Source organism: Psychrobacter sp. NPDC077938 (assembly GCF_044542635.1).
GTDB lineage: Bacteria > Pseudomonadota > Gammaproteobacteria > Pseudomonadales > Moraxellaceae > Psychrobacter.
Genome location: NZ_JBITUW010000001.1, coordinates 456,090 through 472,777 on the forward strand (window position 1 = coordinate 456,090; position 16,688 = coordinate 472,777).

The 16,688-nt window shown below is 44.8% G+C and carries 14 protein-coding genes; 10 read left to right on the forward strand and 4 right to left on the reverse strand.

Translation table 11 applies throughout. From position 1 onward, the window contains the following. The first annotated feature begins 233 nt into the window (after positions 1-233). Positions 234-1,103, forward strand: coding sequence for a carbon-nitrogen hydrolase family protein (locus tag ACIGBM_RS01960; RefSeq protein ID WP_397476576.1), 870 nt, complete (start codon positions 234-236; stop codon positions 1,101-1,103). 33 nt (positions 1,104-1,136) lie between these two features. On the opposite strand, the gene ACIGBM_RS01965 is transcribed toward ACIGBM_RS01960, so the two are convergent. From ACIGBM_RS01965 to ACIGBM_RS01980, 4 genes are all read right to left on the reverse strand, one after another. Continuing rightward, positions 1,137-2,159, reverse strand: coding sequence for a tyrosine recombinase XerC (locus ACIGBM_RS01965; protein ID WP_397476577.1), 1,023 nt, complete (start codon positions 2,157-2,159; stop codon positions 1,137-1,139). A 46-nt stretch (positions 2,160-2,205) separates the two neighbouring features. Then, positions 2,206-3,093: a diaminopimelate epimerase gene (gene dapF / locus ACIGBM_RS01970; RefSeq protein WP_165597574.1), complete on the reverse strand. Its 888-nt coding sequence runs from the start codon at positions 3,091-3,093 to the stop codon at positions 2,206-2,208. Between the two features lie 329 nt (positions 3,094-3,422). Further along, entirely contained in the window at positions 3,423-4,652 is a 1,230-nt protein-coding gene (gene lysA / locus ACIGBM_RS01975; RefSeq protein WP_397476779.1) for a diaminopimelate decarboxylase, read from the reverse strand. A gap of 327 nt (positions 4,653-4,979) precedes the next feature. Beyond that, positions 4,980-5,294, reverse strand: coding sequence for a lipoprotein (locus ACIGBM_RS01980; protein WP_397476578.1), 315 nt, complete (start codon positions 5,292-5,294; stop codon positions 4,980-4,982). Between the two features lie 805 nt (positions 5,295-6,099). On the opposite strand from ACIGBM_RS01980, the gene ACIGBM_RS01985 reads away from it, so the two are divergent. The 9 genes from ACIGBM_RS01985 to kbl all read left to right on the forward strand — a co-directional run bounded on the left by ACIGBM_RS01985 (position 6,100) and on the right by kbl (position 16,586). Beyond that, entirely contained in the window at positions 6,100-7,332 is a 1,233-nt protein-coding gene (locus ACIGBM_RS01985) for an acetate/propionate family kinase (protein WP_394124538.1), read from the forward strand. A gap of 153 nt (positions 7,333-7,485) precedes the next feature. After that, complete coding sequence (pta, locus tag ACIGBM_RS01990; protein WP_397476579.1) at positions 7,486-9,633, forward strand: phosphate acetyltransferase; 2,148 nt, start codon at positions 7,486-7,488, stop codon at positions 9,631-9,633. 180 nt (positions 9,634-9,813) lie between these two features. Next, positions 9,814-10,830 (forward strand): nicotinate-nicotinamide nucleotide adenylyltransferase, encoded by a 1,017-nt coding sequence (locus tag ACIGBM_RS01995; protein WP_228706773.1) that lies wholly within the window; start codon positions 9,814-9,816, stop codon positions 10,828-10,830. Between the two features lie 131 nt (positions 10,831-10,961). Further along, the gene (gene rsfS, locus ACIGBM_RS02000) at positions 10,962-11,375 is read left to right on the forward strand and encodes a ribosome silencing factor (protein WP_057758112.1); all 414 of its coding nucleotides are present in this window, start codon (positions 10,962-10,964) and stop codon (positions 11,373-11,375) included. Positions 11,376-11,610: 235 nt separating this feature from the next. After that, positions 11,611-12,390 carry an MOSC domain-containing protein gene (locus ACIGBM_RS02005; protein ID WP_102078027.1) on the forward strand — a complete coding sequence of 260 codons (780 nt, stop codon included), beginning with the start codon at positions 11,611-11,613 and terminating at the stop codon, positions 12,388-12,390. Positions 12,391-12,547: 157 nt separating this feature from the next. Continuing rightward, a complete protein-coding gene (locus ACIGBM_RS02010; protein ID WP_102078026.1) occupies positions 12,548-13,900 on the forward strand; it encodes an APC family permease in 1,353 nt (450 codons plus the stop codon). A gap of 28 nt (positions 13,901-13,928) precedes the next feature. Continuing rightward, positions 13,929-14,810 (forward strand): N-acetylmuramoyl-L-alanine amidase, encoded by an 882-nt coding sequence (locus ACIGBM_RS02015; RefSeq protein WP_102078025.1) that lies wholly within the window; start codon positions 13,929-13,931, stop codon positions 14,808-14,810. A 29-nt stretch (positions 14,811-14,839) separates the two neighbouring features. Then, a complete protein-coding gene (locus tag ACIGBM_RS02020; RefSeq protein WP_102078024.1) occupies positions 14,840-15,037 on the forward strand; it encodes a hypothetical protein in 198 nt (65 codons plus the stop codon). Between the two features lie 358 nt (positions 15,038-15,395). Further along, a complete protein-coding gene (gene kbl, locus ACIGBM_RS02025; RefSeq protein WP_102078023.1) occupies positions 15,396-16,586 on the forward strand; it encodes a glycine C-acetyltransferase in 1,191 nt (396 codons plus the stop codon). Positions 16,587-16,688: the final 102 nt, after the last annotated feature.

Here is a 16,688-nt window from a genome sequence, read left to right on the forward strand (position 1 = left end):
GGTAACGACATAAATCTTATCAGGACATGACGATAGCATTTTTTGCCACAATTTTGCTATGATAATTTATGTTTTGTCCGGATACGTTTGGTTTGCTATCGCTAGTAAACTATCATCTTGGCAAGGATGAGCAACCCATAAATACGAGCAGTCTGCTCATTACGGCGAAAATATTATAATAAATAAATTACGGTAAATGGCCAATACAGCTCACACCCAATAGGAATATTGTCATGAATTCAAGTAACCACCAACTTAACGTCGCTGCTATTCAAATGAACAGTCAGCAGAATGTTGAGGATAATCTAGCAGATATCAAAGCCGCTATCACAGACGCACAAGCTCAAGGTGCTGAGCTTGTTGTATTGCCTGAGAACTGCTGTAGTATGGGACAGCAATCTGCTACTGCTGAGCGTTTTGACGACTTATCAGCGACGATAGCAGATTACGCACGCACTGCTGGCATATATGTACTAGCAGGCTCATTACCCTGCCATTATCGTCCTGATGGTACTGGCGTTCCTGATGGTAGATTGCGCCAAGTGAGCCAGCTGTTTGCACCAGATGGTACCCGTGTCGCACGCTACGATAAGATTCATCTGTTTACCGCAACTGTGGCCGATAAGCATGGCAGCTATAACGAAGCGGCGACCTTTGAGCCGGGTACGCAGACCGTAATTGCGCCATTAGCAGTAGGCAATACAGTCTATCAACTCGGCATGATGGTATGTTTTGATTTGCGCTTCCCAGCATTGGCGCAGCGTCTGCGACAAGCCGGTGCTGAACTATTGAGTGCACCTTCTGCCTTTACTTACGTAACTGGGCAAGCACACTGGTCGCTGCTGTTACGAGCGCGTGCTCTAGACAGTCAATGTATGGTCATTGGCGCAGCGCAAGGTGGCGATCATCTTTATAAAGATGGTAGTACCCGTCAGACATGGGGACATGCAGCCATTACAGGGTTTGATAGTACTGTTATCGCAAGCTATGACGATAGCGAACTGGATAAACAATATGCCATCGTTATGGCGTCATTAGACAAGCAAGCGCAAGAGCAAGGCCGCCAAAAACTACCTATCTTTGATTGCCATCGTTTGGCGTAGATCAGTAAGTACGGTAAATTTCGTGCTTAATTGCTAAGGCAATTCTTCATTTTGAACATGAGTTGCTCGTGGATGCGCGCGATCATAAACCTGCGTTAATTTTGCAAAATCAACGTGGGTATAAATTTGCGTGGTGCTAATATCACTATGCCCGAGCATTTCTTGTACGGCGCGCAAGTCACCACTGCCTGACAGCATATGTGATGCAAAACAATGACGCAGTAGATGAGGATACATGTTTTGGGCGATACCTGCGCGGGTAGCAGCGACTTTTAAGCGCTGTTGCACTGCCCGTGTTGATAATCTGGTGCCGAGCTTTTCACTGATAAACAAGGCATTGTCCATTTGCTCTACCCACAGGTTACGATGCGGCAGGTAGCAACTAATCGCTTCTGCTGCCTTTATCCCTAATGGCACTAGGCGTGTTTTATTACCCTTACCCGTGACTCGTACCCGTAAGTCAGACAAATCTACATCTGCCATATCTAGTGCGACCAATTCCCCAACACGCAAGCCACTACTATAGAGCAGTTCAAACATGGCCTTGTCACGCAACCATAAGCGCGCTTGCTCTGGCGTATCAGGAATCTCTTGATCGAGTAGTTGAGTCAGTAAATCGACATCAGCGATAGAAGGCAGCGGTCTAGGACTACGCTTAAGCTGATAGCCAGTGGTTGGGTTGATACGTGCTAACTCTTCTTCAATCATCCAACCATAAAAATGCCGAATCGCAGACAACTCTTGCTGGACACTGGCAAGCGCTAACTTGTCTTCATCAAGACGTTGACTGATGTGCTGGGCCAGTTGCCGTTTATCACAGCGCGTCCACGTTAGACGCTTACCACGCAAAAATAACGCCAGTTGATTTAAACCAGCGAAATAAGCGGTCAGAGTATGCGGCGAATGGTTGCGCACAGACAATGTATTGAGCCAACGATGCACAGGTGCGAGTAGCTCTCGTAAGGCAGCGTCTGACTCTATATTGGCGGCCAGCTCAATAGATAGCCAAGATGCTGAGCTCGCCGCCTGAGTGTCTTTATTGGTAGACATAACCATATTAGAACCATCCTTGGTATTTATACGATTGGCCTAACAACAGTTATCAGCCTTCAGCATTGGGTTTAAGGCCCGCTTGTGCCATCAGGCCATCTGGACTAAATACGCCTTCATAGACGAAAGCGGTCGGACCCGTCATCGTAACTGAATAGCCTGGCTGCCACTTGATAATCATGCTGCCCCCATATAGCTGTGCACGAACTTCCTCACCCTCATCGAGCCAGCCTTCACGTATACCAACGGCTACTGCTGCACACGCGCCCGTTCCACAAGCTTGGGTCTCACCCACTCCGCGCTCGTACACACGCAAACGAATGTGGCGCTGATTCATCACTTGCATAAAGCCCACATTGACGCGATCTGGGAACGCAGGGTGCGACTCAATTGCCTTACCCAAAGTCTCAACCTCAGCATCGAGTACGTCATCGACTTTTATCACAGCGTGCGGATTGCCCATATTGGCAACGTACAGCTGCACAGGCGTACCATTTACATCAAGATGATAGGTGTTTTGGATTTTGGTCGTCGCTCTTGGGCTAAACGGAATCTCATCTGGCTCAAATTTAGGCTTGCCCATATCGACATCTACCCACCCATAACGATCAGTAGTCAGGGAAATAATACCGCTAGCCGTCTCAACGCGTAGACGCTGCTTAAATGACAGTTTACGTGCCTGCACAAAACGCGCAAAACAACGCGCGCCATTGCCGCACTGTTCGACTTCGGTACCATCAGTATTAAAGATACGATAACTGAAATCGACATCAGGGCGCATGGGTGGCTCGACTACGAGCAGCTGATCAAAACCAATGCCTAGGTGACGATCGCCCAATAACTGCACCAAATCCTTGGTCAATTCTAAGCGCTGGGTCACTAAATCAATGACCATGAAATCATTACCCAACCCATGCATTTTAGTAAACTCTATTAGCATATCTTTGATGTCCTATCCTATTTTTATGTATGCCTTATCTTAGCACGCTGTCAGATACAATCATAATAATACCAATCCCAAAAAATACGATTAGCGGTGTCAAACTTGTTTAGTCTACAGTGAGTAGTACTTGCACTCGTTTTCCTTGCTACTCCAATTTTTGTGAATGGTGTTGCCTTCAACTAAAGTCATGCCTTCAATTAAGAATCAGCTTTAATTAAAAAACACTTTCCTCAAAATCCAGTCATAAAAAAACCCATTGTCATTATCACAATGGGTTCTCTTCAACTATCAAATACGGCGATAGTTTTGGCTTGTCTTTAATCGCCTTACTGCGCCTGCCACAACGCTTCATCTGCATATAACGCTTCAATTGTTTCGCGCTTGCGAATAAGCTGATGATTATCGCCCGCCACCATGACTTCGCTAGCACGCGGACGTGAGTTGTAGTTGCTGCTCATGGTAAAGCCATAAGCACCTGCCCCCGTGATGGCCAACACATCGCCTGTGGCCAATGATAATAGGCGGTCTTTTGCCAAGAAGTCACCCGTTTCACAAATAGCGCCAACGATGTCCCATGGCTGCGTGCCATCCGTATCGATACCATCGCTAGGCAATACGCTTGGAATCACCGCCATCTCAGCTTGATATAAAGCAGGACGAATCAAGTCATTCATAGCGGCATCAACGATAGCAAAGTTTTTATGTTCAGTCGGCTTGAGTACGTCAACTTGGGTCAAAAGCACGCCAGCATTGGCAACGATACTACGACCTGGCTCAAAGAACACGGTCAAACCAAGCTCGCTAAGTTTTGGCAATAATGCTTGGGCAAACTCATCTATAGACACAGGCGTCTCATCGATATAGCGCACACCCAAACCGCCGCCCAAATCGATATGCTGCAACTCAATACCAGCATCACGCAGGCTATGTATCAGTTCAATAACTTTATCTAACGCTGCAACAAACGGCTCTACCTCAGTCAACTGCGAGCCGATATGACAGTCAATACCAACGATGTCGATATGTGATAAATCGGCCGCTTGCTGATAGACCGCTAGTGCGTCTTCGTGAGTGATACCGAACTTGTTGTCTTTAAGACCTGTTGAGATATATGGATGGGTTTTGGCATCGACGTTAGGATTGACGCGTAACGAGATTGGCGCAGGCTTATCAAGTGACTTTGCTACTTCATTGATTAAAGTCAGCTCGCTGATAGATTCAACGTTAAAACAGCCGATACCTTGAGTCAGCGCATATTCGATATCACTGTACGTTTTGCCAACGCCTGAGAATACCACACGTGATGCTGCGCCACCTGCCGCTAACACACGCATTAGCTCACCGTGAGAGACAATATCAAACCCAGCGCCCGCCTGTGCCAAGACACCAAGCACGGCAAGGTTAGAGTTTGCTTTTACGGCATAGCATACTTGATGATTCAGACTGGCGAAGCTATCAGTATAAGCTTGATAAACGTCCAATATTGCTTGCTTTGAATACACGTAGCAAGGTGTGCCATATTGTTTTACTAGCTCATCGATACTGACCTGCTCCATATACAGTGCATCGCCGCGATAACTTAGCGCTGGCAAGTGAGCACTCAACGCTTTCGGGTCAACATATAGCCCTTGCTCAGTTTGGATAGTAACGGATTCGCCAGTAGCAGAATCGGTCAAGTCAGCAGGTAGTTCAGAATGACTCATATAAACATCTCTAATATAATCAGATTATCAAGGGTGAAAATTAAATTTAGGTAGCAAAGCTATTAGTCAATCAGGCAGTAAAGAATCGACAGTTAGTTAAACTGTTAATTAAAAAGCACCTAACCGCTGTCTATTGGCTCAGCTTATCAACTATTAGCCTAATAATTATTGGCTTAGTAATTAATAGTCGTTGGGATCGGTGCTAGGCTCAGGCAATACCATTTGCTCTTCTAGGTAGCGGTTTTTTTGATAGTTATCATCGTCGATACCCGCAAAGGCTGCATCTTGTGGATGGCTAGTACTATCAAGTACAGACGCACTGCCCTCTATCGTTTGACTACTAGAGTCTGCCAGATATAGATCGCCTTTTTGCCCGCAACCTGACAATCCTACCATAACCACACTGCCAATAAATAAAGTAGCGACAGCCTGACGACTGGTACGAGCGAACGATCTAGCATGCTTGGCTGCTGAGGGGCTGTGTATAGTAGACATATAATAGATAACCTGTGAGCTTACGACGGCATAATGGCGATAGTAAATCGTGATAAATAAAAAATAAATGGACAGCCAAACTAGCAGTTAAAGCACTGTCGTTATGACCATTTTCATCATAGCATTATTACATAAAGCTGTACGGATACTGAATATGATTGGTGAATAAATTTGCGTGATGTTGGATATTTTCTAAAACATTAGTCGAATTTTTATAGTAATATCGTCTGCGAGCTTAGATATGAATGTATGATATATGGGTGTCTCGACAATATTTCTTACAATTTCGTGAGCAATAGCCCTGTTATGCCACCCATACAAGTTATCCATTTATAGTTCTATAACTCACTGAATATAATTGATTTATTTTCTATTTAGCCATTTATTAATCACACATTTTAAACCTTGCCCCTGTCGTGGTGTAGAAACAAAAATGTGTTACATTATATTCCCAGTTTGCGGCGGCAATAGGATGCTAGCCTGAGATGCATACGCATTACCTCATGAGCATGGATGCATAGCACTGTCAGAAATAGTAGCCCAAGTATAAACAAAATCGCCAATATACTTGCTTGATATGACCAGCATAGATATGGCTGATTTTTATTTACTCGACGGTTATCAACTTCATCAATTCCATATAATAATGACATCATGTCTCAGTGACCTTTACTACAGCAGTTGAGATATCAGCGATGTAGTATTTGATGATAATAAAACAGGACGTGGCAATAGACGTCTTTTTTGTATCGAACCAACGATATAATTGATTTGCCCTTTATAAAAACCAATCTAAGGATAGAGTATGAGCGCCAACCTAAGTACCACTTTTGATGATAAGAACAGTGAAACATCAACCCTAACTAGCCCCACTTTAGTCCTCAACTGCGGTTCGTCTTCTATCAAATACGCGTTGATCAGCGATGACAACTCTACTCGTATCACCGGTCTTGCCGAAAACTTAGGTCTCGATACAGCCCGTATCAAACACACCACGCTAAATGGCGATAAGTTAGAGATCTCTATTCCTGGTGGTAGTCACAAACTCGCCTTACAAAAAATTCTAGAGCTACTAGAGCAATATCACTTTATCGCAGTCGGGCACCGCGTGGTACATGGCGGCCGTGAGTACTCTGAAGCGGTTCGCGTTGATCAGCATGCGCTAGAAGAAGTAAAACGCTTAAAGATACTAGCTCCACTACATAACCCTGCAAATGCTTTGGGTATTGAAGCGGTTCAAGCTATTTATCCTGATATCCCACAAGTTGTGGTATTTGATACCGCCTTTCACCAAACTATGCCACCCGTCGCCTTTCGCTATGCGTTACCAAAATATCTATACGAAGAGCACAAAATCCGTCGTTATGGCTTCCATGGTACGTCTCATGCCTACGTCTCAGAACGTGCTAGCCAGGTTACTGAAGCAAAAGGTCCTCATGGCTGGATAACCGCTCATCTAGGTAATGGTTGCTCAGCAACTGCCGTATATGATGGCAAAAGTCTCGATACCAGCATGGGTCTGACTCCACTCGAAGGACTGATGATGGGCACACGTAGCGGCGATGTCGACCCAAGCTTACATATGCATCTGAAACGTCAGCTCGGTATTAGTTTGGAAGAAACGGATAAGATGCTAAATAGCGAAAGCGGTCTGCTTGGTATCTCTGGTCTATCAAATGATTTGCGTACTATTGAGCAAGCCGCGAGCGAAGGCCATAAAGATGCGCAGCTCGCCATTGAGATGTTCTGCTACCGCGCCGGTAAATACCTCGCCAGCTTAAGCTGTGCACTGCCTGAGTTTACCGGTATTGTTTTCACTGGTGGTATCGGCGAAAACTCTGTCACCACGCGCGCAAGTATTTTAGCCGTCATGCGTCATTTCGGTATCAAGATGGACGCTGAAAAGAACGCTGGATTGTACGGTGGCCAAGAAGGCAGCTTCCAAGCAGAAGGTAGTAGTGTCGAGCTGTGGGTTATTCCTACAGATGAAGAATACCGCATCGCTCAAGAGACTCGTCAAGCATTGAACTTAGTATAAGCCTATTGATTATAATGCCTAGCGCTTATCGTTCTAGAGGCTTATAAAAAGCCGAGAACAAATAAAATAAAGCGCTTCGTGTTTTTATACTGCACTGCTTATACTGCTCAAAACGACTCGACGTCTAAAATAAAATAAATTGTAGGACACATTATGCAAACCATTTTACTTGTTCCCATTAGTCGCGGTATCGGTGTAACATCAGCCGCGCTAGGGCTAATCCGTGCCTTTGATTACAACGGTATCAAAGCGGGCTTTATGAAGCCGTTTTTGCAAGATGATACGCTAGACAAACAGCACAGCTTAGACAGCTCAAGCGCATTGACCATGCACGCATTTGGCCTAAATCCGCCTGATTCTATCAGCCGTCAACACGTCGAGCGTATGCTAGGCGATGACAATCTTGATGACTTGATGGAAGAAGTGATTGCCAATTTTCATACGATCGATGATGGTCATGACGTGATTATCTGTGAAGGTCTGGTGCCAACCACTGAGACCTCTTATGCTTCACAAATCAACCGTGCACTTGCTCACGCGCTAGACGCCAAAATTATATTTGTCAGTACCGCTGATATCAGTAAACCTGCTTATTTAGCGGATAAACTGGATGTCCATGCCCGTGAGTTTGGCGGTGTCATCGATTCACGGACACTAGGCGTGATATTGATGCGGGTACAAGACGTGCCGAACACCTTTGATAATCAACCTGTCGCGCCTGGTGAGGCCGTTGTCAGCTTAGATCCAATTTTTCTACAAGAGGTTCAACGCTTATCGCCTTCGTTCAATACCGAAGTGTTCCGCCTTATTGGAGTGGTGCCTTTTAGTGACTCTCTATCTGTGCCCCGCACATGGGATATCGCAACAGAGCTTGATGCGACTTGGCTAAATGTTGGCGAAGCAAAGACACGTCGTATCAATCGTATCAGCCTAACCGCTCGTTCAGTGGCACGTGTCAACGAAGTCTTTAAGCGTGGTACGTTAATGGTCGTGCCCGGCGACCGTGATGACTTGCTGTTAGCTGCTGGATTGGCCTGTATCAATGGAATTCCATTGGCAGGTCTAGTGTTGACAGGTGGTATCACTCCAAGTGAGACAGTTGCTGAGCTTTGGCAATCAGCGCTCAAAACTGGCATCCCTGTCATGAGTGTCGAAAGCGACAGCTACGAGACAGTACAGAGCCTGATGCATATGAGTTCTGAGATTCCAAGTGATGATACAGAACGTGCTGATGAGGTGGCTCGTTATGTGGCGGCGCATTTGGATCTGAGCTGGATTAAAGAATACTTCAGCCGTAATCATGAGCCGCGTCTGTCACCATCAGCGTTTCGCCATCAGTTGGTCAAAAAATCACAGCACGCCAAAAAACGTATTGTGCTGCCAGAAGGCGCGGAACCACGTACGGTCGAAGCAGCCTGTATCTGTCAGAGTCGCAGTATCGCCAACTGCGTGTTACTTGCTAAGCGTAGTGACGTTGAGCAAGTGGCCAAAAACCGTGATTTGACGTTGCCTGAAGGGTTAGAGATCATTGACCCTGACAACCTCGATATGAGCAAATATATCGCTGCTGTCGTAGATCGTCGTAAAGGCAAAACCACTGCAGAAGTTGCTGCTGAATATCTAAAAGACACGGTCTATCTAGGTACTATCATGCTCCAACTAGATGAAGTCGATGGTCTGGTCTCAGGTGCGATTCATACCACTGCCAACACAGTACGTCCGGCATTCCAGCTGATTAAGACCGCGCCGCAATACTCACTCGTGTCATCAGTGTTCTTTATGCTGTTGCCTGAGCAAGTGGTCGTCTATGGTGACTGTGCGATCAACCCAGATCCTAACGCTGAAGAGCTGGCAGAGATTGCCATTCAATCCGCACAGTCTGCTGCTGCCTTTGGTATCGATCCAAAAGTTGCGATGATCAGCTACTCTACTGGCTCATCAGGCGCAGGCGCGGATGTCGAAAAAGTCGCCCGTGCCACACAAATCGTTCGCGAGCGCGCACCAGACCTCAAGGTCGACGGCCCACTACAGTATGATGCGGCGTCTGTCATGAGCGTCGGTAAGCAAAAAGCACCTGACTCACCTGTCGCTGGACAAGCCAACGTCTTTATCTTCCCTGACCTTAATACTGGTAACACGACGTATAAAGCGGTACAGCGTAGTGCCAACGTCGTCAGTGTCGGCCCTATGCTACAAGGCTTGAATAAACCCGTTAATGATTTATCACGTGGTGCCTTGGTCGACGATATCGTTTATACCATCGCGTTAACCGCTATCCAAGCGTATAGCGATTTGATTTAATCGCTGTAAGACTCGCTAATTAAAGTCCTATACAAAGCCGACTATCATTATGATGGTCGGTTTTTTATTGGGGCTCTGTGACAGACAGTGGTGACAGATGCTCGTCTGCCCTCTACAATAGCGCTATCATCAAATCATTTAATCTAAAAAGGCCAGCCAGTAAAAGAGCAAGGTGCATCAATGTTAACGTGCACCCTATCTACTTTTATACATTTATTTATGCCAAATACGAGCAACAGCCCTCAAGAGAAAACACCTGCACCTGCCATTCGTGCCTATCTTGGTGGCTCGTTCGATCCCGTACATAATGGTCATCTAGAAGTAGCAATGTTTGTCTATCAGCACCTACTACCAATCGCAACGCGGCTACATCGTACACTGCATGTGTCCTTATTACCCAATGCACGCTCGCCATTTAAGACCCAAAGTACAGACCCTAACCATCGTTTAGCGATGCTAAAGCTAGCGACGGAGAGTACGCCGATACAGATCAATGAGTTAGAGCTATGGCAAGCGCCGCCTGTCTATACGATCGACAGTGTACGCACATTAAGACAACAATATCCTAATGACAGTTTGATATTTATCATGGGTATGGACAGCGCCCATAGTTTAGATAAATGGAAAGATGGCTTGCGTCTCACTGACCATGTCAATTTATGGGTGTTTAATCGTCAGAGCAGTACCGATGTGAGTGATGGTATTAGCGAAAAATTTACTGACCGCACTATCTCTTCTAAAAATAATACAGCGACTACCCAAGATGTTAATTTCTTAAAAACGCAATTGCCGTTGTCATTGCAGCCCCATATAACGGACTCACCTATCGAGCTATTAACTCCAACCATTCAGCAATCGTCAGATAGCTTAAACTCAAATAGTACTAATCCAAATAACACTGATCCGACTAGCACTGACTTGAAAAGCCCTGACTTGAAAAACGCCAATCAAGGACGCATTTATATAGATTCGCGACCTATTACTGCGGTATCGAGTACGCAAATACGTGAACAACTACAGAAATTAGACGATCAAACAAATAAAATGCCAGTCGCTCAACGGCAAATCGCATCTATAGCATCAATAAATGATATCATTAGCAATACTGAATCTAATCCATTAGCTAAATGGCTAAATCCTGCTGTTTATCAATATATTATCGCCCATCAGCTATATTCTGCTGCTCAATTCCGTTAAAATCGCCTTATCTATGTCATTTTGCCTATCCTGTCTCTATGCGTGACTGACAATATATGATCAGTCGGATAAGACAAATTGACGTTTTACCCCTTTATTTTACATATTTACGATTCAAGAGATTAAAATTTATGACCAACACCATGACTGCAGAACGCCTAACAGAATGCTTGACCCTAGTACAAAGCGCTCTAGATGATATGAAAGCAAAGAACATCACTGTAATGAATGTAGAAGAGTTGACTGACGTAACAGAGCGCATTATCATCGCTGATGGTACCTCAAAGCGTCATGTACGTGCGATGGCTGATAGCGTCGGCGCTGAAGCTAAGCAAGCGGGCTTTATGCCACTTGGCCGTGAAGGTGGCATCGACTCTGACTGGACGTTGATTGATTTGGGCGCAGTTGTCGTCCACATGATGACGCCGCAAGCACGTGAGTTTTATGACTTAGAAGGCCTATGGTCATCACCTGAGCAGTTGGCTGAGCTGGTTGCTACGCCGCGCGAAAAGAAAACTGCAGGTCGTCGTAACAAAAACAAATAAGCTTGTCAGTGACGATACTCGTTACTCGTTCAAAATTAAGAAACGCTCCATCAAAAAGACCAGAATACTTATTCTGGTCTTTTTTTATGTAAATTTTATGGTTGTGAACCAGTATAATCAGATACATCATTGAGTACAGATAAGCTCATTTCGTATTAGTATTTATTAGCCACTAAAATTAAACCGCCAAAATTAAGCCGCCTTAGCCTATTCATTCTACTTATTAGGAAACCATATGAGCGCAGAATCGATTACGTCACCACCTGAGCAAACCTTAACAGATTTTAACCAAGACTTGCCCCTACATATCGCTACCCTCACTTGTGTTCGCGCTGGTAAGTCTATGCCATTCGCCCGTGAAGAAATGAGCGCCATTGATAAAGCACCTATCAAATCTCCTGTCGCCGTCTACTTTATGGGCTTAACCACTGATGAACAGGCTGACCGCAAACATCATGGTGGCCCATTAAAAGCCGTGCATCAGCTAGCGCCTGCGACGTATGAAAAAATCAATGGCGAGTTTGGCCTGAAAGTGCGCGTCGGTACGCTAGGAGAAAACCTTACGACTGAAGCTATCAATGGTTTGCCTGAAATGACCGAATCTACCGTTTGTATTGGCGATGTTTTTCAATATGGTGGACATTTTGAAAATGGCCAAGATAACAGTAATGATGGTGATAGCGTTCAACTACGTATCGTCCAACCACGCCGCCCCTGCTACAAAATTAATGATCAAATTGGCCAATTTACCAAAGTACCAAATATCGCGGCATGGGTCAGCAAGCAAGGTATCTCTGGTTGGTATTTCCAAGTTGTACGCGATGGCATTATAGACGCTGATTTGCCCGTATATTTGGTTGAGCGCCCTTATCCGTTTGCGACATTAGAGACGCTATGGCAACTGTCCAACTCAAAAGAAAAGTTTGATGCTAATGTGATTGAACCGTGGCTCGCGATTGACTGTTTAGAGGACAGTTGGAAAAAGGTTCTGGCTAAAAAAATCCAACAGGATTGAAAAGGTAACACTCAACAAAAACCTTTAATATGACTTTTCTATTTATAAAAGATAGCCACTACCCTGCGTAATGGCGTCACAAGGTTTTTCATGTTCTATGTCAGCTCCATAATAAACATTCTATCCTTCTCCATCTTTGATCGTGAAGGAGCACTTTATGAGTGAAAAGACAGAAAGTATCAGCTACCTACAAGCGATAGCGATTAGCGTCGGTGCGATTATCGGCTGGGGCGCTTATGTCATGCCAGGTGATTTGTTTTTGCCGCAGTCACAGCTATTAGGCTCTTCTGTTGCTATTATTATTGGTACTTTAGCCATCTATATGGTTGCGCGTGCCTATATTAATTTGCTGACCCAAACGCCAGAGAACGAGTCAGGCGGTATCTATTGGATTGAAAAATACATTAATCGCAAGCATGCCTATATTTATGGTTGGGGCGTCACGATAGGCTATATTTCTATTATCGCGCTCAATATATCAGCCGTCGCTTTGCTACTGCGCTATCTGCTACCTAGTGGCTTACAATTAAGCTATCTGTATACGATTGCTGGTTGGGAAGTCTACGCCAGTGAAGTGTTCCTATGCAGCGCGGCTATTATTCTGTTCAGTTATATCAACCTAAAAGGCGTACGAGTCGGCGCAAAAATCCAACTCTATATCGCCCTCTTTATGATTCTATCAGTCACTGCGCTGTTTTTTGCCTCGCTTTGGATGACACCAACTACCCAAGCATTTTTGCCAACTGATATGTCTAGCGGCTCTATCACCAGTCTGGCATGGTTACCTATCTTGGCCGTTATGCCGTGGGCGTATGTTGGTTTTGAGACCACACCGCAGATTTCAAAAGCCATCAGCGATTCAAAAACCAAGACCAAAAGTATTATCCTAATTTCACTCATAGCTGGCGTGTTGTTTTACTTTTTGATCAACTACTTTACCGCGCTGAATATGAGCTTTGACTATCAAGCAATTAAAGACAGCCACTGGGCGACAGGTGAAGGCATAGACAATCGGATTGGTAGCATCGGCATTTGGCTGCTATCGATCGCTATGATTGGCTCGATAATGAGCGGTATCAACGGCTTTATATTGTCATCGGTTAAGCTCTTAGAATCTATGGGCGACACGTCATTACTGCCCAGTATATTTACAGATAAACACAACCAATTCAGTAAGCAAAAAACCGTTATATTGATATGCTTGGTGTGCCTACTCTCTCCTTGGCTAGGTAGAAACTACCTACTCGATATCGTGACAATGGCGTCCTTGGGCATTACAGTTGGCTTCGCTTATGTCACGACCGCCGACCTTATCAATGAGCGAAAAAAGAAACAGGCAAGTCCGTTAAATTATCTCTCTGTATTAATCAGTATGGTCTTTATATCGCTGTTACTGCTACCATTTTCACCAGCAGCGCTGTCATTCAATGCTTATGTCTTGCTAGGATTCTTTATTCTGCTCGGGGCAATTGGTTATAAAAAAATCGCAGTCAATTCCAACGTTAATTAACCGCAACTATTCCCACACAGAGCATTTCATGGTAAAAAACATTTCCTCGATTGCATTGGCATCAGTACTAGTATCATCCTCTATACTATCGCTCGTGGGCTGCGTATCAACGTCAGAGCCGCAATATGTAATCGACAGCGATAGCTACCAAGCTACTGGCAAAAGCGAGCGCATCAAAACCATCGTATTGCACTATACGGTTTCAGATAATGAGCGCTCGATAAAGACATTGACCACGGGCAATGTGAGCGCGCACTATCTAGTATTAGACAACGACGACAATAAAATCTACAACTTAGTACCAGAGAGCGAGCGCGCATGGCATGCAGGTGATGGCGGTTTTGCAGGACGAACGATATTAAACGATACTTCTATCGGTATAGAAATCGTCAATGCAGGGATTACGCCTGAGTATCAAAATGCACTGAAAGACGGCCAGCTGGCATATCATCCTTATGACCATTATGTGGCTTTTGACGAGTTACAGATTAAAAAGGTCGCGGAGTTAGTACAAGACATCACTGCGAGATATGACATCTCACCAAAGAATATTATCGGTCACTCGGACATGGCACCCTCGCGCAAGATAGACCCCGGTGCCAAATTCCCGTGGGAGCGACTGTATTTCGATTACGGTATTGGCGCTTGGTATGATGAATTTGATAAGCAGTTCTTTATGAATCAAAATGGATTTGCGTCGGCAACGATACCTGAGATTAAGCAAGCGTTTCGCAAGTATGGCTATCAAATCAACGATACTGATACGTGGGACAAAGCCAGTCGCGATGTCGTCTATGCGTTTCAGCTGCACTTTAGAGCGCAGCAGCCAACGGGTAATATGGATAGCGAGACCTATGCGATATTGCAGGCACTAAATAAGAAGTATGCTGGTCGGGATGATTTTTATTAAAGAATACAGGCTATTAGGAGACATAAACCATGAATAACTCTCAAAAAAATGAGCAAGACGATCTGCAAAAGTATTTAGAAGAAAAAGCCAAACAAGAGCAAGAGCAGGAAAAGAAAGAGGAGCAAGAACCTGAGCCACTTTCTGCCTATGATGCTTGTGTGCTAAAGGAAAGTACCAAGATTCATGAGTTGATCGCTGAGGCTCAGAAGCGTCCCAAAGATGACTAACTGGATAGACGGTAGTTAACGATCAAGATTATAAAGATGCGCAAGTTGATGTCTTATGTTTTGAGACATAGCTAAGCCGCTATGAGACCAACACTACAACTAAACAGTACTATATAGCTTTATAAAAGAAGGCCTATCTACCGACTATTTAGGCTATTTATTGCGATAGGCTAATGATAAAATCACCGCTCACAGGGTTATAGATAGTATCACTGCTCGCACCATCTCGTTGGCTTCCCGCCTCTTTAGTTTTATCGTTGATTTTAATGATAGCTTGGCTTTGATAACTTGATTCTATTACCAGTCCCAATATCTCTATTATCAAACGAACACCAATAATACTAAAAAAGGAATATTTATGTATCAAGCCTTTCAAAAACACCTACAACAAGAAATCAGTGATATACGCGCGGCAGGACTGTATAAAAACGAGCGCGTTATTACCTCTCCGCAAGATGCGCTCATCAAGATTGCCGATGGCCGTGAGATGCTTAACTTCTGTGCCAATAATTACCTTGGATTGTCTGACCACCCTGAGATTAAAAAGGCGGCGATCCAAGCCATCGAAAACTCAGGTTACGGCATGTCATCGGTGCGGTTTATTTGTGGTACGCAAAATTTGCATAAGCAATTAGAAGCAGCGATCTCTAAGTTTTTTAATACCGAAGATACCATTCTTTATGCGGCCTGTTTCGATGCCAATGGCGGTGCCTTTGAACCACTGCTGACTAGCGAAGACGCCATTATTTCTGATTCGTTAAATCATGCCTCAATCATCGATGGTGTACGCCTGTGTAAAGCCGCGCGTTATCGCTATGCCAATGCAGATATGCAAGATTTAGAAACGCAATTGCAAGCGGCGCAAGCACAGCGTTTTCGTTTGATTGTCACTGATGGTGTGTTTTCAATGGATGGTAATGTAGCGCCGATGGATGAGATTTATGCGTTGGCACAAAAATATGATGCCATGGTCATGATTGACGAATCACATTCAGCAGGCGTGGTCGGTCGCACTGGTGGCGGCGTGACTGAATTGTTTGATCTACGTGGCGATATTGAGCTGATCACTGGCACTTTGGGCAAGGCATTTGGCGGTGCTATTGGCGGCTTTACCACGGGTAAAAAAGAAATGATTGAGATGCTGCGTCAACGCTCACGCCCGTATCTATTTTCAAATTCTATTCCTCCTATGGTGGCTGCCGCTGGGGTAAAAGCGTTTGAAATGCTATCGCAAGACAATACTCTACAAGACCAATTGCATGAAAATACTGCCTATTTTGTGAAGCAAATGCAAGACGCGGGCTTCGACATCAAGCCCACCGAATCGGCCATTTGTGCAGTGATGCTGTATGACGCCAATGTCTCGCAGCAAATGGCAAATGCACTGCTTGAAGAAGGCATTTATGTGATTGGCTTCTTTTACCCTGTCGTACCCAAAAACGAGGCTCGCATTCGTGTCCAGCTCTCTGCCGCCCATACTCGCGAGCAGCTCGACCAGTGTATCGCCGCCTTTATCAAAGTCGCCAAGCAAATGAAAGTGATTGATTAAGCGTCGTTCGATATTTATCTAGGGCGTGCCCTCAATTCAAACGAGCGTTCTCTAAATGGGCTAAAAATAGCTAAATTTTGCCAAACATCGTCAAATAGTTGG